Raw genomic sequence first — 17,706 nt, forward strand, 5'->3', positions numbered from 1 at the left:
TTGCTCGACTTGTCGTTACAGCCTAAGTTGCTTACTTCCACAGTTCATCATCGTCATTCTTGGGCTCGTCGGGGATGTTTTTGAACAGGGCATAGGTAAAGACCAGCGCCGCCACCAGAAACACAATCAGCCCGATCGCTATACTCCAGATATTCATGATCTCCCCCCCGGATGCGGCCCTAAACCGCCTGACGCCAGTTAAGGTGGATATTCAGCGGGGCCTCCATATCGACCGGCACAGAGCCTAAGCCGGGGTAGGCGGCGTTTTGCATGCTTTTTTCCTGGCGCAGCACCCAGGTGGTCCACGGCGTGCCATTGATCAGGCAGGACAGCTCAATCTCATCGGGCATATCGGGCCGCAGGGGCCAGCTAAAGGCCACGGCATCACCGGTTTCAACCGCCGCAAACTGGGCCGTCACGGCCTGACCTTTGGTGCGGATCGTGATGTCTTCGGAATGGAGGAAGCGCACGCTCGGCCCGCCATAGCCTTTATCGGGCGTGCCGCCCAAACTCAGGCCCGCCACTAATGCCTTGAGCGTGATATCGACGCTAAACCGGCGGCCATGCTCATCATCAGGATGGAGCGTAATCACCACGGCCTCATCCATGATCGGCAAATCGGCGTCATGCTTGGTCGAGTACCAGCGGTAATGGCCGCGTAAGCTATAGTTGCCGCTTAGGTCTTCGACATGTTCAAAGCTCAACGGTTCAAAGCGGATATTGTGGCCTTCCCAGCCATCGGCGATCTTTTCGCCCAGCAGGTAGATTTCCCGCCACGCCCAGAACAGGCCGCGCTGATGGTGGTGATCTTCGGGGGTATTTTCGGTCAGCACCGCGCCTGACAGGCCATGAACCGGATGGATATAGTTCATCCGCCACGGCTCATAGTTGCGGCACGGCGCGAAATGGTAGGTCATGACCGGCTTATTGCGGTGGTACAGGCGCACATAGGTCAGGCCCTGTTCGGCTTTCCAGCCCGTCAATACCGCGTTTGCCATCACAACCTCCTAAGCCTTAAAACAATTTGTAATAGGAATTAAGCCTTGACCGCCGCCTGACTTTAGGGTGCCTTAACACCCATCAAAAAGAAATGCCGAACGGCACACATCAGGGAAGCGATCATGGCCATTAAAACCAACATACTGCACGCGTGCGCCTTAGTTACACTCATCTGCGCCGGTCCGGCAGCGGCGGAAACCTTTACCGCCGCCTCACCCGATCAGCGCAACCGGATCGAAGTCACTCTGACCGATAAGGGGCTGACCTATGCCGTCAGCCGCAATGGCAAGGCGGTCATTACGCCCTCAAGCCTTGGTCTTACCCTGCAAAACCGTCCGCCATTCGGCACCGCCATCGGGGCCGGCGGGTTTACGCTTATCGATCAGAAAACCACGTCTGGTGCCGATCAGTTTACGCTTCCTGTCGGCAAGGTAAAGTCCGTAAACGCGCGGTATAATCAAACTGAGTTTACTTATGTAGCGGCCACCGGCGACGTGAAAACCTTAAAGCTGATCGTGCGCGCCTATGATGACGGGGTAGCGTTCCGATATGTGATCCCCAAGCAGGACGGGGTGGCGACGTTCGACCTTCAGGACGAGATGACCACGTTTAGTTTCGCCGCCGATTACGACTGCTGGGGGCTGAATCAGGGGCGGTTTGAAAACAGTTTTGAGGGCGAACATGACGCCATCAAGGCGTCTCAGATGCGGGTGTTCCACCTGTTTCAGGCCCCCGTCGTGTGCGATACCGGCGAGGCGGCCTTTGCGATCGCGGAATCCAACCTTAAGGCCTATCCCGGCGCCTATTACACGGCGCTTAGCGACGCCAGTTACGGCGTTAAGGTCGTGCTGACCCCGCGTAAGGACAATGACCCCGGCGCGCGCTTTAACACCCGTGCCGCACGTATTGACGCGACAAACGGTTTTGAAACCCCGTGGCGGGTGATCATGCTGGGCGATCAGCCCGGAAATCTGATTGATAGCAACCTGATCAATGCCTTGGGTGAGCCATCGATCGTGGCCGATACCTCATGGATCAAGCCCGGCCTGTCGGCGTGGGACTGGTGGAACGGCAACGATTTCCCTTTGCCTGCGCCCCACAATGCGAACGGTCAGAAATCCGGCATGAATACCGCCACCTATAAGGCCTATACCGATTTCGCGGCAGACCTTGGGTTGGAGTATATCCTGATCGACGAAGGTTGGTCGATGGGATCGACGGTGGAGCCCAATGCGGCGGCCGATGTCACTAAGCCCAAGCCCGAAATGGATATGGCGGAGATCATCCGCTATGCCAAATCCAAGGGGGTGGGGGTGTGGATCTGGCTGCAATGGCAGCAACTGGATAACCAGATGGATGAGGCTTTGGCGACCTATGAGCGCTGGGGTATCAAAGGCATCAAGGTCGATTTCCTGAACCGCAATGATCAGGAGATCATGGACTATTACCAGCGGCTTCTGACCAAGACGGCGCAGCATAAGATCATGGTCGATCTGCACGGCGCGTTTCCGCCGGCGGGGCTGACCCGCACCTATCCGCACTACATGACTCAGGAAGGCGTTCTGGGGGCGGAGAACAACAAATGGAGCCGCCGGATCACCGCCCATCATAACATCATGCTGGCCTATACCCGCGGTCTACTGGGGCCGATGGACTATACGCAGGGCGGGTTCCGTCATGCGACACCGGCGGAGTTTCCGTCAAAGCAAAGCTTTATCAACCCCTATGTCATGACGACGCGCGGGGCCGCTCTGGCCATGTATGTGGTCTATGAGAGCCCGTTTGGCATGGTGTCGGATTCGCCGCCTGCGTATCGTAAGGCAGACGGCACTTGGGAAGACGGTGTTGATTTTATCAAAGCGGTTCCGGCGTCATGGGATGAAACGCGGTTTATCACGGGTGAGATCGGCCAAAGCGTGGTCATCGGCCGCCGGTCGGGCAAGGACTGGTACATTGGCGCCATGACTGACGATCAGGCCCGCGCCGTGACCGTGCCGCTGGGGTTCCTGGGGGATGGTGCGTATGGCGCCAAACTCTGGCAGGACGGGGCTACGATCTCGACCCTGAACGTCAGCGACGCCAAGGTGGATAAGGCGCAGACGATTACGCTGAAACTCGCGGCCAATGGCGGGGCGGTTGTGAAACTCAGCCCGGCGGGTAAGAAAAAGTAAGAACCCCTCTCCCTGCTTGCGGGGAGAGGGTTGGGGTGAGGGGCCTATGCGGAAGAGTGCCCCTCATCCGGCTCCAATGCTTGGAGCCACCTTCTCCCCGTACACAGGGAGAAGGATTATCGCTGGCGCTTTTTGAGCGCCACATACAACGCGCCGGAGCCGCCGTGGCGGGTATGGGCCTGGGATATGCCCGCGACCATGTATGACATAGCCGGATCGGCCAGCCATTCCGGCGCATTGCGTTTCAGGATGCCGTTTTCAGCCATGCCTTTGCCGGTAATGACCAGAATAGCGCGGTAATCATTGGCATAGGCCTGCTGCACAAAGGCTTTCAGGCGGGCCTCAGCCGCGATCTGGTTCAGGCCATGCAGGTCAAGGCGGGCCTCAATCGGGTCGCGTTCGCGGGTGATGCGGCGTTTGCGTTTCGGCTCAATCGGATCGGGTTCAAACGATGCGGTGCGCACCAGCCGGTAACCGCCGTCAGGTTTAATGGCATCCCCGATTTTGAACGGGGTCAAAGGCTCAGGTTTGGGCAGCGGTTTAGCGACCATATCGGGCATATCGCGAACCTGAACCACTTCGGGCTCAGTCGGTTTGGCGGGCGCTATTTTGCGGGAGATTTTGCGCGAAATATAGGGCCGCACGGTCGCGGTCACCAGGGCCCAAAGCTTTTGATCTTCGCTTTTTGAGCCCTTCGCCACCGTTTACTCTCTCCGCAATAACCTTGGGCTTTTGGCCCCTAAACGCTGTATCGGCCGCATCCGGCCCTCTATGTGGCCGATGATCAGGTCGGCGACCTTAACGCCTGAGGCCTTTTCAATGCCTTGCAGGCCCGGTGAGGAATTGACCTCTAAGACTTTCGGGCCGGTTTTGGAACGTAAAATATCAACACCCGCGACCTGTAAGCCCAAAGCGCGGGCGGCCTTTACCGCAATCTGAGCCTCTTCGGGCGAAATGTCCACACTGAGCGCGTCGCCGCCCTGATGGAGATTGGCGCGGAAATCACCGATCTTGGCGCGGCGCATCATGGCCGCCACGACCTTATGGCCAATGACAAAACATCTCAGGTCTTCGCCGTCGGCTTCCTTGATGAACTCCTGCGTCAGCAGTTCGGCATCTAAATCGCGAAAGGCGGAGATGACGGATGATGCCGCCAGCCGCGTATCGGCCAGAACCACCCCGCGGCCTTGTGCCCCCTTGGTCAGCTTAACCACCAAAGGCGCGCCGCCCACGAGGTCGACCACATAGTCTGTATCCTTTGGGCTTTTGGCAAAGGCGGTCACCGGCATAGGGATGCCTTTGCGCGCCAGAACCTGCAGCGCATGGAGCTTATCGCGTGACGCGGCAATGGCGTTGGAGCGGTTGAGGCAATAGGCGCCGGTGGTCTCAAACTGACGCACGACCGCCAGACCATAGCTGGTCATGGGCACACCGATGCGCGGGATGACCACATCGAATTGCGGCAGAGGCTTGCCGTCATAATGCACTTCGGGGCGCAGGACATTGATGTTCATATAGCAGCGCGAGGTGGTGATGGCCTCAATGACGTGGTCGCGGCTTTGGGCGGCGTCGATAATGGCGCGGCTGGAATAGTTGCTGGCATCCTGAGTGAGCAGGGCAATGCGCAAAGGCCTGCGCACGGCGGGGGCTTCAGAACCCGTATAGACCTCATATGAGCGCGGCGGCAAAATCTGCGACCGGACCGGATCGACCAGCGCGCCCATGCTTTCCAGAGCTTGCCGGCCCAGCAACATGCGATACGCCATGCCTTCGCGGTTGGTCAGGGAAACCTCGATCGGGATCAGGCGGCCTTCGACATCAAGGCGGGTCTCGATGAAGTAGCGTAATTCGGTTTCGCCGTTAGATGAGGTGACTTCGCGCTGTCCGATAATATCCGCCGAACAGACGACTTCGACATCATGGCGACCGGCGATCGGATTGACCACAAAGCGCACCCGTGGCCTGCTCTGCGTTCCGAACGGTTCTATATCGACGGCATGCAGTGATGAGGTGCGCGCACCCGTGTCGACCTTGGCCTTTATGGCCGGAAGTCCCAGATCCGGCAGCCCCAGCCATTCTTCCCAGCCAAAGGTCAGCGGCATGTTGAGAGATGTATTCAGGGGGGCGTCGGTCATGAAAAATCCTCTGGCTACGGCCTATCTTATCTTTGGCCTTAGCGATGATCCATGACGGATTTTTGACTTTGAGCGCTAGTCTTCATCCGCTTGCGTAAAGGCCTGCAACTGGCGGGTCAGGCGTTCGCCGCGTTTGCCAGCCACAAGTGCGGCCTCGGACAGGCGGCGGATGTTCTCAGGGTTGTTCGACTGCTTTTGCATCATGTCGAGCGCGCCATTGATGACATGCAGCATCTGGCCGAAATCATTGGCGACATTAAAGGTCAGGCGACCCGCCGTTTCATATTTCTGGGCCTGTTGCAGGGCGTCGTCCAGTTTGCGCGCTTTTTCTTCAAGTGAGGCCTTGCTGGCGATGGCCGAGTTGAGGGATTGGCGCAGATCATCAAGTTCGTCGCGCAGCTTGGTAAGCTCAGTCATATCAACGGGGGCGATAACGGGTTCGGGGGCGGTTTCGATGATGGGGGCAGGCATCAGATGTTCAATCTCAAACGCCATGCCGATCAGGCCGTCAAAGACGCCATGATCAAATGACGGTGTAATCTGTTCCATGAGGCGGACATAGTTGCCCTCACTATCGCGCACGCGGTAGCTAACTGAGCCGCCGCGGCTGCCGGTCATGAAATCTTTAAGCGTATCAAACAGCGCGGCCTGATCATCAGGGTGGACGGGATCCAGGAAGCCTTCGCCCATAAATTCGTGAGCCATCAGTCCGGTCAGGTCATGCCAGTCGGCCGACAGGCTGATCAGGGTCGGTGTACCGCTGCGTAAAGCCCACACGCGGGTCAGTTTGGATAAGGTTTGCGCCACCTCTCTGGCGGACGGAACCGCTACAGGTTCTGGTTCGGGCTCCGGTTCGGGTCTCGATTTCAGGGCGTCGATTTCGGCCATCAGGGCGCCTTGCGCTTCAGCGGTGGCATCCTCCTGCGCTTTAGCCACAGTCTCAGCCATGACCTGTTCCATGCGGGAGCGCTCAGAGGCTATGGCGGCTTCGATCTGTCCGGCAATATCGGTTTCAGCCTGTGCCAAGAGCTCGGCCTCAATGGCGGGTCTGAGGCGGGCTTCGATCTCTTCGATCGTTTCTATGGGTGTCGCTTCAGGCGTCTCGGCGGGTTCGGCAACGGGCGCGGCGGCTTCGGGTGTCGCCTTAGCCTTGTAGCTGCTGATATCGAGCGCTATGCCCGACACGTCGCGGGTGCCATCATCACGGGTGTCTGCGCGGCCCTTAAGATTGATCCAACGCAGCGGCTGATCGGTTGGCCCGACCCGCAGTTCAATATCGAGTGTATCGCTATCCCCGGCCATCAGGGCGGCAAAGGCTTTGTCGGCAACGGCCTGATCTTCATCGGAAATCAGGGTGGGCCCGCCTATGGTTTCGCGTCCGATAAGACGGCGCATACCTTCGTCTTCGACAATGGTGTCGGCGTCGCGATCATAGACCCACACGCCTACCCCCAGATTAGCGCGGGCGGTTTCGGCCTGACGCAGATCCTCAAGCGCCTGTGCGGTGTCATCATCCAGCGGGATCGGTGCCGGTTCGGCAACCGGAGTGGCCAAGGATACCGGTGCGGGCACAGCCATGACCGTCAGGCCCTGATCGGCACCATCAGGCGTGTGCACTTTCCAGGCGCTGACCATAACCGTTTGCGCCGTGCCATCGGCGCGTTTCAGGCTAAGCGTTTGCGGGGCGGGCGGGTGATGAGCGGCCGCATCGGCCTGAACCTGCGCCAAATAATCGACGGCGTGCTGGAAATCCGTATCGTTGACGAAACTTTGGGCCCAGCTTTGCCCCAGACTGTCGTCGCGTGTGGTCGACAAAATATCGACCGCGGCCCCATTGAGATCAAGCACCTTGCCCGCCAGATCAAGGCCCCAGAACGGCACAGCCGCAGCGGTGAACCAGTGGCCGCGCCACACACCGGTGATATCACCAATGCCTTCGCCGGCCTGAGATTCGATTTCGACAAAGGCCGCACTTGAGCCGGTGATTTCACCGTGGGGGCTGACGATCGGCATGGAGGTGACCGAGATCATCACCTTACCGCGCGTCACCGGGTGGGCCAGCATGTGCTGAAAGCCCTTAACCGTCTGGCCACGAAGCGTGCGCGCAATCGGCAAAAGATCCGGCGGGATCATGCGGCCATCGGGATAGGTGATCCCCCACGTCGCCGAGTGAAAGCGCAGCCCGATCAGTTCAGAGTCCTTACGGCCCAGCAACTGATGGGCGGCCTTGTTGGCAAAGGTGAATTTTCCGGTCAGGTCGGTTTCGACCAGCGCCACCGGTACAGCGTTGAGCACGTTAAAAATACGGCGCTCTAAGTTATCGACCTTGCGGTCCGAATTGTGCAGCAGGGTCTGGAACTGACGCACCTGAAAGGTTTTCATGACCGCGATCACGCCACAGGCCAGCGCCAGAAACAGAAGAATACCGGCGGCGGCGCCCAGCACCATTACCAGATCGGCTTCAGTCTCCAGCAACATAACAACCCCTTTTTACCGCACGCGCAAACCTGATCTTCGAAGGTGCAGTGTGCATTTACGACACACTACGCCCTTCAGTTGTCAGTTTTAGCAAGAACTGTACCTATATGCCCTGCAGGGGGAATTATACAGGTTCAGCTTGGGCGCGGTAGTCGGCAATCACGTCACCGGCGGCCTCAAGCTCGGCCTCATGGTCCGGATCGCGGGCTTTTTCGGCCAATGCCGCTTCGTACCAGATCTGCATCGACTCCAGATCCAGCAGGCGCTCGACATAGGCGGCTGATTTGGGCGACAGTTTAAGGCCATAGCTGCGCACCCGAAACGCTACCGGACAGAAAAACGCATCGACGGCGGTAAACTTATCGCCCGCGAGATAAGGCCCGCCAAAACGCTTCAACCCATCCAGCCACAGGGCCTCCAGCCGGTCGAGATCCTTTTGCAGCGCCGGGGTGATGTCGCGCAGTTTGATGCGCACGCCGCAGTTCATCGAGCAGGTGTTACGCAGGGCTGAAAACCCGGAGTGCATCTCAGCCGCCGCCGACCGCGCCCAGGCCCGCGCGGCGTGGTCCTTCGGCCAGACAGACGGGTGCTGCTCATAGACATATTCGGCAATCGCCAGAGAGTCCCACACGGTTACGCTGTGTTCCGTCAGACAGGGCACAAGACCGGTTGGCGAGAATTTCAGAAACTCAGGATTTTTGCCGTAACCGCCTTTGAAGAAATTCATATGCTCGACAAACTCAATGCCCAGTTCGCTTAACAGCACCCACGGACGCAGCGACCATGACGAATAGTTCTTATTGGCGATGTAGAGGTTATACATGGACAGTCACCCTGTAAGGTTATGAGTTCAAATAATTATATTACGCTTTGGCTGTGGCTCCAAGTCGGATCAACCTGGGCCATTTCACCGGTTACGCGAAATTTACCGTATCCGCATTGACCCTTATGGGCTTATTGGTCATGATTTCCCATCAACGGATCAAAGACCATCGGGGGATAGCATGAGCGCGGTAGAGGACAATCATCAGGCCACATCATCCTTAGTGGCGCGTATCCGTCATATCCTGCTGCAGCCATCTTTGGAATGGGACAAAATCGCTGAGGAGACGACTACCGGCAAAGATGTATTCAGCCGTTATGTGCTGATACTGGCGGCCATCCCGGCACTGGCCAGCCTGATCGGCAGTCAGGTTTTTGGCGTCAATGCCTTCCTGTTCAGCGTTAAGCCGCCCCTGTGGCAATCGGCCCTGTCGGCCCTTTTGATTTATGGCCTGTCCCTGCTGTCGGTGTGGATTTTGTCGCTGGTCATCAATGCCCTGAGCCCGACCTTTCAGGGCGAAAAGAACGCGACCGAAGCCTATAAGGTGGCGGCCTACAGCAATACGCCCGGCTGGCTGGCCGGAATTTTCAGCCTGATCCCGCATCTGGGGGTGCTGGGGTTGCTGGGACTTTACGGCATCTATCTGATGTATCGCGGATTGCCGCGCCTGATGAAGTCGCCGGTCGAGAAATCAACGACCTTTACGCTGGCGGTGGTTGTGGTCGGCATCGTGGTAAATCTGGTGCTGTTTGCGGTGGTGGCCCCCGTCATGGGGTTGGTCAGCGGGGCCGGGGCCAATATCGCCGCCAATACGCCGGCGGAGGTGACCATCAATGGCAAAACCGTTGACGTGACGGGCCTTGAAGCGGCGGCGCGCAAGATGGAAGATGCCGCCGAAAAAATGCAAAATGCCGAAGCGATAAAGGTTGTTGACCCCAACCTGCTCGAAGGGTTGATGCCCGCGATGGTGGCGGGGGCTGCCCGTGGTGAGGTGACCACCAGTGCCAATTCGGTCGGGCAATATTCGGGCTCCAGCGCTGAGGCTCAATACCTGATCGAAGACGGTAATCTCAACGTCAAGGTTACCGATATCGGGGCTATGGGCGCCATGGCGGCGCTGGGCACGGCTATGAACGTCAATTCGAGCCGAAAGGTCGGTGAGTCTTACGAGAAAATCACGACCGAAAATGGCCGGTTAGTCTCGGAATCCTATGATGCCGATACCAAGCACGGCAAATATTCGGTGCTGGTGTCAGAGCGGATTCTGATCGAGGCTGAGGGCGACAATGTCGAGATGGCAACCCTGAAAAGTGCCGTCGATGCGGTGGGACTCACCCGTGCGGAGAAGCTTATTCAGTAGGTTTTTTCGCGGCTTTACTCAGCCCCAGAAACGGCCAGACGCTGCGCTCATAAAGGCCGTCACGCACCAGGGTCGAATGGCCGGAACCGTCATAACGGGCAAAAGTTTTGGGCTGATTGGCCAGATCATAGAGCCTTACTCCGTGGTGAAACGGGATCACCGTATCGCGGTCGCCGTGGGCGATCAGCACCGGAATGTGCACATCCTTGATCCGGTCGCGCGACAGGTATTTGTCCTTCATCAGAAAGGACACCGGCAGCAAAGGATAGCGCTCCTGTCCGACATCGGCGGCGGCGGTGAACGGGGCCTCCAGTATCAACGCGAGGGCCGGACGTTGGGTCGCAAGCCAAGTGGCCACGCCTGAGCCCAGTGAATGGCCATGAATGATGATCCGTTCCGGCTTATAGCCCTGCGCGGTCAGCCAGTCATAGGCCGTGGCGGCATCGGTGAATAACCCCTGTTCGGTGGGGGTGCCGGTTGATCCGGCATAGCCGCGATAAGACACAGCCAGAAACCCGACCCCTTCGCGGTGCATGTGGATATAGCGATCCGACTGGTCGTGAATGCCTGAGCCCTGGCCGCCGAAAAACAGGATTAGCGGCTTGTCCTCGTCCGGCGGCAGATACCACGCCCGCAGGGTTTCGCCATCGGGGGTCTTAAGGCGGATGTCTTCGATGTCCGGCACGCCATCGACCTTGGGGGTTGTGACGGTGGTGACCTTTTCATACAGCATGTTTTGCTGATTGAAGTAGATATACCCCAGGATCAGCAGATAAATCGCCAGCGCCACCACCAGCGCGATCCGGCCGATGAGGGAAAAGAGTTTCAGAGCGCCTGAGCGATGACGGGGCATGGTGGTGTCCGGGTTATACTACGCGTAGTAAGCGTGCATAACCTGAATCGTGTGCCTGCGCATCAGCCGATGGGGTGTAAATCAATATTAAGCCTGATGGGATAGGCTATCCTGATCTGAGGACATTACCTTAACGGTAGGGAAGGTCACATCGTGCAAAAGGCACCGAGATTGCCGGATATTGCGGCAAAAAGCCTCAGGCTGTCCGAACTTTTAGGAGCCCTGTCGCACGCGCTTGATATGACCGAAGGCCAGCCAGAAGGACACTGCGTGCGCTGTGCCTATATCGGCATGCACATGGCCGATGAGCTGGAGCTTAACGACCGGCAACGGTGGGAGCTTTATTATGTCCTGCTGCTTAAGGATCTGGGCTGTTCGTCCAATGCCGCGCGCATCTGTCAGCTTTATCTGACCGATGATTTAAGCTTTAAGCGTGACTTTAAGGAAATCGATTCCGACCTGTCCAATATCTTGGGCTTTGTCATGTCGCATACCGGACTGAAGGCCGATCTGGCCGCACGGTTTCGCGCGACAATTAACATCTTTCAGAATGGCGGGGAGCTGTCGCGCGAACTGATTGAGACCCGCTGCACGCGCGGTGCCGATATTGCCCGCCAACTGCGCTTTTCCGAAGCCGTCGCCATCGGCATCCGCGACCTTGATGAGCACTGGGACGGCAAGGGGCAGCCGCAAAAGCTCAAAGGCCGTGAGATATCGCCCTATGCCCGTATTGCGCTGCTGACGCAGGTGGTCGATGTCTTCAACACCAGTCATGGCCGGTTGGCGGCCATCAATGAGGTTCAAAAGCGCGCAGGCACGTGGTTTGAGCCGGAAATGGCCGACGCGTTTCTTGAGACCTCGGCCCGGCCCGGTTTCTGGGAAGGCCTGTCCGATACGGATTTGAACGCGCAGGTTTACGGCCTTGAGCCCGCCAGTCGCGAAGTCGAACTGGATGAAGATTTCCTGGATGATATCGCGATCGCCTTCGGGCAGGTGGTCGATTCCAAAAGTCCCTATACCGCCGGTCATTCGGCGCGGGTGGCGCTCTATACCGACATGATGGGTGAGGTTCTGGGCCTGGACGATCACGTCCGGCGCTGGCTAAAGCGGGCGGCCCTTTTGCATGATGTTGGAAAGCTTGGGGTCTCCAACACTATCCTCGATAAACCGGGTAAGCTTGAGGGGGATGAGTGGGTGCAGATGCAAAACCACGCCCTCTATACCGAGCATATACTGTCGCGCATTTCGGCCTTTGCCGAACTGGCGCAGATCGCCGGCGCTCACCATGAGCGCCTTGATGGCAAGGGCTATCCGCATGGCCTGGCGGCCGATCAGATCAGCTTTGAAACCCGCATCATCTCGACAGCGGATTTCTTTGACGCCCTGACCGCTGACCGGCCTTACCGCGCGGCCATGCCGGTGGGGAAGGCGCTCGATATCATCGGCGATAGCGTCGGTTCCGCCATCGATCCGGTCTGCTATGAGGCCCTGAAGCGCGCCATAGATCTGATCGAACGCAACGGCAGCGATGACACCCTGATGATTGATGGGCAGGCCCCGGTTATGAAGGTGGCGTAAGCCGTTTTACTGACAGCTTGCCTCAGTCACGGGCGCAAATTGCTGAAGGTGGTGGCTGAGATAGGACAGGGTGTTGGTGGCAAAAAATACCAGCGTCTTATCGGCTCCGGTTTCGATATATTGCTCACTAAGCACGATCAATTCCATATAAAGCCGGTTCTGCGCGTCGATATAATCGTAGTCGAAATCTGACGATGAGACGAGGGTAAGCGCGTCCAGCCGTCTGGTGTGGCGATCATCCGGGTGCTGATCAAGCCCGACATTCAGATGCGCACCCTGAACTGATGTCAAAAGGGCTTCGGCGGTCCATATATGGGCCTCGGCCATCTGGCGGGCATAGTCGCGCACTTCGGCCCGTTGTGAACGCTCAATGGCCAGCCGATGCAGTTTAATGGCACAGCCATTGAGCATGGCGGCACGCGCGGCAAACTGTGCGCCCGTCAGGCTGCGGTTAAATTTATGGGCTGCCGGAAAGGGCAGGGCGTTTGACAGCAAGGCCGTCAGATTGTGGGGAGACATGAACATTGAAAATCGCCTTGAGGTTGGAGCGCGGCAACCGCGCGGACAACCCATCACACACCAAACTTTTTTATTTGCCTGAGTTTACCGTTTGCGGTGGTTCAGACCTATGGGCAGCCTGACGGGCGATTCTCACCGTTTCTGGATTTTAACGTCTTGTGGATAAGTTCGGAAGTGGTTTAGGCGCAATAATTGTAAAATGTCCGTAATTGGATGGATTAGTGCGGAATGATTTTTTGAGGAATCATTCCGCTCAGGCCGCCACCAGCGGCGCGGCCAAGGTGGCGTAGCCACTGCCTGGTAAGGGCCAAAGACAAATGCCGACGAGGGACTAAAGAAACCTAGGTGCGCAAGCGGTATCCTGTCTTGAATACCCACGAAATAATAGCGACACAGATCGCCATAAACAGAACTGTCATCCCTAAGCTGACGGCGATATTGACATCGGCCTTGCCGTAGAAGGTCCAGCGAAAGCCGTTGACCAGATAGACTATCGGATTGAACAGGGTCACGGTCTGCCAGGCAGGGGGCAACATGCTGATGGAATAAAATGTGCCGCCGAGAAAGGTCAGGGGCGTGATGATCAGCATGGGCACGATCTGAAGCTTTTCAAACCCGTCAGCGATGATGCCCAGGATAAATCCGAACAGGGAAAAGGTCACCGAGATCAGCACCAGATAACCGGCCGTGGCCAGAGGATGCACAATCTCAAACGGCACAAACAGGCGCGCGGTGGCAAGGATTATGGTGCCGATAATGACCGATTTGGTGGCGGCGGCCCCCACATAACCCAAAATCACTTCGCCTACCTCAACGGGTGCAGACAGCACCTCATAGATCGTACCGGTAAAACGCGGCAGATAGATGCCGAACGATGAGTTCGATACGCTTTCGGTCAGTACTGTCAGCATGATCAGGCCCGGCACAATGAACGCGCCATAGGATACGCCGCCGATCTCAGTCATCTGGCTGCCGATAGCCGAGCCAAAGACGATGAAATAGAGCGAGGTAGACAGGACAGGGGAGGCGATGCTCTGAAAAATGGTGCGCAGGAACCTGTTCATTTCAAAGCCATAGATGGCCAATACACCGTGCAGATTCATACCTTGTCCTCCACCAAAGTGACGAAAATGTCCTCCAGCGAGGAGCGGTTCATATTGATGGACGTGAAATCCAGACCCGACTGTGCCAGTTTTTTGATCAGATCGGCTGGTGCTTCGTCGGTTTCATCGCCGTCAATCACATAGGTCAGGGTCAGGCCGTCATCGGACACGACCGGCGTGTGGCCGCTGATAGTGGGGGCGGTATCAACGGGTTCCTTCAGGCCAATGACCACTTCGGTGCGGCCTAGTTTGCGCATCAGGGCCGTCTTATCCTCGACCAATATGATCTCGCCCTTGTTGATCACGCCGATGCGGTCGGCCATGTCTTCGGCTTCTTCGATATAGTGGGTGGTCAGGATGATGGTCACACCCTGTTCCCGCAGACGGCGCACCATCTGCCACATATCACGGCGTAACTCTACATCGACGCCAGCGGTGGGTTCATCCAGAAACAGAATCTTCGGCTCATGGGACAGGGCCTTGGCGATCAGCACGCGCCGTTTCATACCACCGGACAGGGTGGCGATCTTGGCGTCCTTCTTGTCCCACAGGCTGAGGTCTTTAAGGATTTTTTCCAGATATTTTTTATTGGGGCCAAGGCCAAATAAACCGCGGCTAAAGGCGACCGTGTTCCACACCGTCACAAACATGTCGGTCGCCAGTTCCTGCGGCACCAGCCCTATCTTGGCGCGGGCGGCCCGGAAATCTTTGGAGATGTCGTGGCCATCGGCGGTGATGGTGCCGCCGGTCGGGCGCACCAGTCCGCACACGGCACCTATAAGGGTTGTCTTGCCGGCGCCATTCGGCCCCAGCAACGCAAAGATTTCCCCGCGACGGATATCGAGGTCTATGCCTTTGAGCGCCTTATGGCCGCTGTCGTAGGTTTTCTCCAGCCCTTTGATGGCGATGATCGGCTCCACGGCAACCCCTTATGTGTTTATGTACCGGTTCGGACAGATATAAGGCGGTGGGCGGCAGACGCAATGCGGAATGTGTAAAATTATCTTAACGGAACTGCGCCGTTTCATTTAGCAGCCATTGCCGGAAGGCGTTAAGCGGCGGATGCTGGGCGCGCTCATGTGGCCAGGCCAGATAATAGGCCTCCTCACTTTTGAGCGGCAGATCAAGGGCGCGCACCAGTTGCCCGCTCGACAACTCTTCCTCAATCAGAAAAATCGGCAACAGCGCCACCCCAAGCCCTGAACGGGCCACTTGCGCCGCCGTGGCAAATTGGTCCAGCAACATGCCCTGCACGCTTTCCGCGCCAGCACCATAAGCATTCAGCCAGCGCTCCCACGCATCAGGCCGTGATGTCAGATGCAGCAAGGGCGCCTGACGCAGATCGCCCGGCTCGCGGAAATCATAGCGGGCTTTAAGCTGAGGGCTGCACGCCGGGACGACCTCTTCGGTGCGTAGCAGGGCCATGTCCGTGCCGGGCCAGTGCGAATGACCGAAGTGAATGGCCGCATCGATCGTCTCCAGCCGGAAATCGAACGTGTTAATGCGGGTTTTTAGGTTCAGCGTAATGCCCGGATGTTGGGCCAGAAAGGTCGGCAGACGCGGGGCCAGCCAGCGCGCGCCAAAGGTCGGCAGTATGGCCAGGTTAAGCGTGCCCCCCATCGGATTGGCGCGCAGATTAAGCGACGCGGTACGGATAGTTTTCAGCGCTTCGCGGATTTCGCGCGCATAGGCTTCGCCGCCGGAGGTCAGGCGCACGGTCTGGCGCTCCCGGTGGAACAGGTTAACCTCCAGTTGTGCCTCTAACGCAGCGATCTGGCGACTGACAGCGCTCTGGGTCAGGTTGAGTTCACGGGCGGCGGCAGTGATTGAGCCCAGACGAGCCGTGGCCTCAAAAGCGGACAGGAGTGACAGTGACGGCAAAAAACGGCGGGGTGACAGCATGTCATGCAATTTCAGAATGAGATGTTGCCAAAATAGTCAGTGTTATTAGCATTGTTATTGGCATTTATGCACGGTAAAACAGGTTGTAACATTACGCAAGCGAATGATCTTTGCGTCTTGCATTGCCGGATGCCGATCCGGTTGGGAGGTTCGTCATGAGCGCGGATACACGGATTTTATTGGAAAGCCTCGGTGTCACATCCGGCCACATCGGCGGAACCTTAAAGGTGCATTCGCCCAATACCGGTGAGTTAATTGCCGAGGTGGTGGAAACCTCAGTGTCTGAGGCGGTGACCCACATTGAGGCCGCCCATCAGGCCTTTTTGCAATGGCGTCTGATCCCGGCGCCCAAGCGCGGTGAACTGGTGCGTCTGTTTGGCGAAGAGTTGCGGGCGCATAAGGACGCGTTCGGTAAGCTGGTTTCGGTCGAAGTCGGCAAGATCACGTCCGAAGGTCTGGGCGAAGTGCAGGAGATGATCGATATCTGCGATTTCGCCGTCGGTTTGTCGCGGCAACTGTACGGTCTGACGATTGCGACCGAACGCGCCGATCATCGCATGATGGAAACCTGGCATCCGCTCGGTGTGGTCGGCATTATTTCGGCCTTCAATTTTCCGGTGGCGGTGTGGGCGTGGAATGCCTGTCTGGCGCTGGTGTGCGGCGATGCCATTGTGTGGAAGCCGTCGGAGAAAACCCCGCTCACCGCCCTTGCGACCCATGCCCTGTTTAACCGTGCTTTGGATCGATATAAGGCCGCGGGTTATGAGGCGCCGGAAGGGCTGTCGGCGCTGCTGATCGGCGGCAAAGAGGTTGGTGAAGCCTTGGTGGCGCACGACAAGGTGCCGTTGGTCTCCGCCACCGGATCGACCGCTATGGGCCGTGCTGTCGGGCCAAAACTGGCCGCCCGTTTTGCCCGTGCCTTGCTGGAGCTGGGCGGCAATAACGCCGCGATTATCGCGCCAAGCGCCGATCTTGATCTGGCTTTACGCGGCGTGGCGTTTGCGGCTATGGGGACCGCCGGTCAGCGCTGCACGACCCTGCGCCGTTTATTTGTCCATGACAGTATTTATGATGCCTTCGTGCCACGGCTGAAGCAGGCCTATGGCTCCGTCAAGGTCGGTCATCCGCTGGAAGAGGGCACCCTGATCGGGCCGCTGATCGATGCGCACGCGTTTCAGGGCTTCGAGAAAGCCCTCGACGAAGCGCGCGGTGTTGGCGGCAAGGTAACCGGCGGTGAGCGCGTCGATATCAATGGCGCACATAGTTACTATGTCCGCCCGGTTTTGGTCGAAATGGACGCTCATATCGGGCCGGTGTTGCGGGAAACCTTCGCGCCGATCCTTTATGTCATGCGCTATTCGGATATCCGCGACGCGATTGATCTGCAAAACGCGGTGGGGGCAGGGCTGTCGTCGTCGATCTTCACCAACGATGTCCGCGAAGCTGAACTGTTCATGTCGGCGGCGGGCTCGGATTGCGGCATTGCCAATGTCAATATCGGGCCGTCCGGTGCCGAAATCGGCGGCGCTTTCGGTGGTGAAAAAGAAACCGGCGGCGGGCGTGAATCGGGCTCAGACTCCTGGCGTGCCTATATGCGCCGCGCCACCAACACCATCAACTATGGCCGGACGCTGCCGCTGGCTCAGGGGGTCAAGTTTGATGTTTAACTGGTTCGATCCTTTCCTGCTGGATGCGCAGTTATCCGACGAAGAGCGGCTGATCCGCGATGCGGCGCACGACTATGCGCAAAGCGCGTTGATGCCGCGGGTTTTGCGCGCCTATGCC

General features: G+C 57.9%; 15 protein-coding genes. 4 read left to right on the plus strand and 11 right to left on the minus strand.

The features are described from left to right. Positions 1-31: 31 nt before the first annotated feature. Together PQU98_RS13560 and PQU98_RS13565 are read right to left on the minus strand one after the other, a co-directional pair. Positions 32-157 (minus strand): hypothetical protein, encoded by a 126-nt coding sequence (locus tag PQU98_RS13560; protein ID WP_267525556.1) that lies wholly within the window; start codon positions 155-157, stop codon positions 32-34. A gap of 22 nt (positions 158-179) precedes the next feature. Next, positions 180-998 carry a DUF6807 family protein gene (locus tag PQU98_RS13565; protein ID WP_272745466.1) on the minus strand — a complete coding sequence of 273 codons (819 nt, stop codon included), beginning with the start codon at positions 996-998 and terminating at the stop codon, positions 180-182. A 123-nt stretch (positions 999-1,121) separates the two neighbouring features. Here PQU98_RS13565 and PQU98_RS13570 point away from each other — a divergent pair, with 123 nt between their 5' ends. Next, positions 1,122-3,170 (plus strand): glycoside hydrolase family 97 protein, encoded by a 2,049-nt coding sequence (locus PQU98_RS13570; protein WP_272745467.1) that lies wholly within the window; start codon positions 1,122-1,124, stop codon positions 3,168-3,170. Between the two features lie 116 nt (positions 3,171-3,286). Here PQU98_RS13570 and PQU98_RS13575 read toward each other — a convergent pair whose 3' ends face one another. The 4 genes from PQU98_RS13575 to PQU98_RS13590 form a co-directional block, all read right to left on the minus strand. Next, on the minus strand, positions 3,287-3,871 hold the full coding sequence (locus PQU98_RS13575) for a Smr/MutS family protein (RefSeq protein ID WP_272745468.1): 585 nt from the start codon (positions 3,869-3,871) through the stop codon (positions 3,287-3,289). A 3-nt stretch (positions 3,872-3,874) separates the two neighbouring features. Beyond that, positions 3,875-5,305 carry a 30S ribosomal protein S6--L-glutamate ligase gene (rimK, locus tag PQU98_RS17140; protein ID WP_272745469.1) on the minus strand — a complete coding sequence of 477 codons (1,431 nt, stop codon included), beginning with the start codon at positions 5,303-5,305 and terminating at the stop codon, positions 3,875-3,877. 75 nt (positions 5,306-5,380) lie between these two features. Further along, entirely contained in the window at positions 5,381-7,783 is a 2,403-nt protein-coding gene (locus tag PQU98_RS13585; RefSeq protein WP_272745470.1) for a PAS domain-containing protein, read from the minus strand. Positions 7,784-7,907: 124 nt separating this feature from the next. Further along, positions 7,908-8,606, minus strand: coding sequence for a glutathione S-transferase family protein (locus PQU98_RS13590; protein WP_272745471.1), 699 nt, complete (start codon positions 8,604-8,606; stop codon positions 7,908-7,910). Positions 8,607-8,787: 181 nt separating this feature from the next. Between PQU98_RS13590 and PQU98_RS13595 the strand changes: the two genes are divergently transcribed. Continuing rightward, the gene (locus tag PQU98_RS13595) at positions 8,788-9,966 is read left to right on the plus strand and encodes a Yip1 family protein (RefSeq protein WP_272745472.1); all 1,179 of its coding nucleotides are present in this window, start codon (positions 8,788-8,790) and stop codon (positions 9,964-9,966) included. Here PQU98_RS13595 and PQU98_RS13600 read toward each other — a convergent pair. After that, complete coding sequence (locus PQU98_RS13600; protein ID WP_272745473.1) at positions 9,956-10,819, minus strand: alpha/beta hydrolase; 864 nt, start codon at positions 10,817-10,819, stop codon at positions 9,956-9,958. The two genes, PQU98_RS13595 and PQU98_RS13600, sit on opposite strands and share 11 nt — an antisense overlap. 153 nt (positions 10,820-10,972) lie before the next feature. On the opposite strand from PQU98_RS13600, the gene PQU98_RS13605 reads away from it, so the two are divergent. Further along, entirely contained in the window at positions 10,973-12,397 is a 1,425-nt protein-coding gene (locus PQU98_RS13605; RefSeq protein ID WP_272745474.1) for an HD-GYP domain-containing protein, read from the plus strand. Positions 12,398-12,403: 6 nt separating this feature from the next. Here PQU98_RS13605 and PQU98_RS13610 read toward each other — a convergent pair whose 3' ends face one another. The 4 genes from PQU98_RS13610 to PQU98_RS13625 form a co-directional block, all read right to left on the minus strand. After that, on the minus strand, positions 12,404-12,922 hold the full coding sequence (locus tag PQU98_RS13610) for a DUF4142 domain-containing protein (protein ID WP_272745475.1): 519 nt from the start codon (positions 12,920-12,922) through the stop codon (positions 12,404-12,406). 335 nt (positions 12,923-13,257) lie between these two features. Next, a complete protein-coding gene (locus tag PQU98_RS13615) occupies positions 13,258-14,019 on the minus strand; it encodes an ABC transporter permease (RefSeq protein ID WP_272745476.1) in 762 nt (253 codons plus the stop codon). Beyond that, the gene (locus PQU98_RS13620) at positions 14,016-14,939 is read right to left on the minus strand and encodes an ABC transporter ATP-binding protein (RefSeq protein ID WP_272745477.1); all 924 of its coding nucleotides are present in this window, start codon (positions 14,937-14,939) and stop codon (positions 14,016-14,018) included. The genes PQU98_RS13615 and PQU98_RS13620 overlap by 4 nt, the downstream gene beginning before the upstream one ends. A gap of 85 nt (positions 14,940-15,024) precedes the next feature. Next, positions 15,025-15,921 (minus strand): LysR family transcriptional regulator, encoded by an 897-nt coding sequence (locus tag PQU98_RS13625; RefSeq protein ID WP_272745478.1) that lies wholly within the window; start codon positions 15,919-15,921, stop codon positions 15,025-15,027. A 155-nt stretch (positions 15,922-16,076) separates the two neighbouring features. On the opposite strand from PQU98_RS13625, the gene amaB reads away from it, so the two are divergent. Beyond that, positions 16,077-17,588, plus strand: coding sequence for an L-piperidine-6-carboxylate dehydrogenase (amaB, locus tag PQU98_RS13630; RefSeq protein ID WP_272745479.1), 1,512 nt, complete (start codon positions 16,077-16,079; stop codon positions 17,586-17,588). Positions 17,589-17,706 lie beyond the last annotated feature (118 nt).

Source organism: Asticcacaulis machinosus (genome assembly GCF_028550435.1).
Classification (GTDB): domain Bacteria; phylum Pseudomonadota; class Alphaproteobacteria; order Caulobacterales; family Caulobacteraceae; genus Asticcacaulis; species Asticcacaulis machinosus.

Bases quoted from the DNA above. Each gene is read 5' to 3' on its own strand.
- amaB (WP_272745479.1), top strand. From the start codon at position 16,077: ATGAGCGCGGATACACGGATTTTATTGGAAAGCCTCGGTGTCACATCC.
- PQU98_RS13600 (WP_272745473.1), bottom strand. From the start codon at position 10,819: ATGCCCCGTCATCGCTCAGGCGCTCTGAAACTCTTTTCCCTCATCGGC.
- rimK (WP_272745469.1), bottom strand. From the start codon at position 5,305: ATGACCGACGCCCCCCTGAATACATCTCTCAACATGCCGCTGACCTTT.
- PQU98_RS13565 (WP_272745466.1), bottom strand. From the start codon at position 998: ATGGCAAACGCGGTATTGACGGGCTGGAAAGCCGAACAGGGCCTGACC.
- PQU98_RS13625 (WP_272745478.1), bottom strand. From the start codon at position 15,921: ATGCTGTCACCCCGCCGTTTTTTGCCGTCACTGTCACTCCTGTCCGCT.
- PQU98_RS13570 (WP_272745467.1), top strand. From the start codon at position 1,122: ATGGCCATTAAAACCAACATACTGCACGCGTGCGCCTTAGTTACACTC.
- PQU98_RS13595 (WP_272745472.1), top strand. From the start codon at position 8,788: ATGAGCGCGGTAGAGGACAATCATCAGGCCACATCATCCTTAGTGGCG.
- PQU98_RS13615 (WP_272745476.1), bottom strand. From the start codon at position 14,019: ATGAATCTGCACGGTGTATTGGCCATCTATGGCTTTGAAATGAACAGG.
- PQU98_RS13590 (WP_272745471.1), bottom strand. From the start codon at position 8,606: ATGTATAACCTCTACATCGCCAATAAGAACTATTCGTCATGGTCGCTG.
- PQU98_RS13585 (WP_272745470.1), bottom strand. From the start codon at position 7,783: ATGTTGCTGGAGACTGAAGCCGATCTGGTAATGGTGCTGGGCGCCGCC.
- PQU98_RS13610 (WP_272745475.1), bottom strand. From the start codon at position 12,922: ATGTTCATGTCTCCCCACAATCTGACGGCCTTGCTGTCAAACGCCCTG.
- PQU98_RS13560 (WP_267525556.1), bottom strand. From the start codon at position 157: ATGAATATCTGGAGTATAGCGATCGGGCTGATTGTGTTTCTGGTGGCG.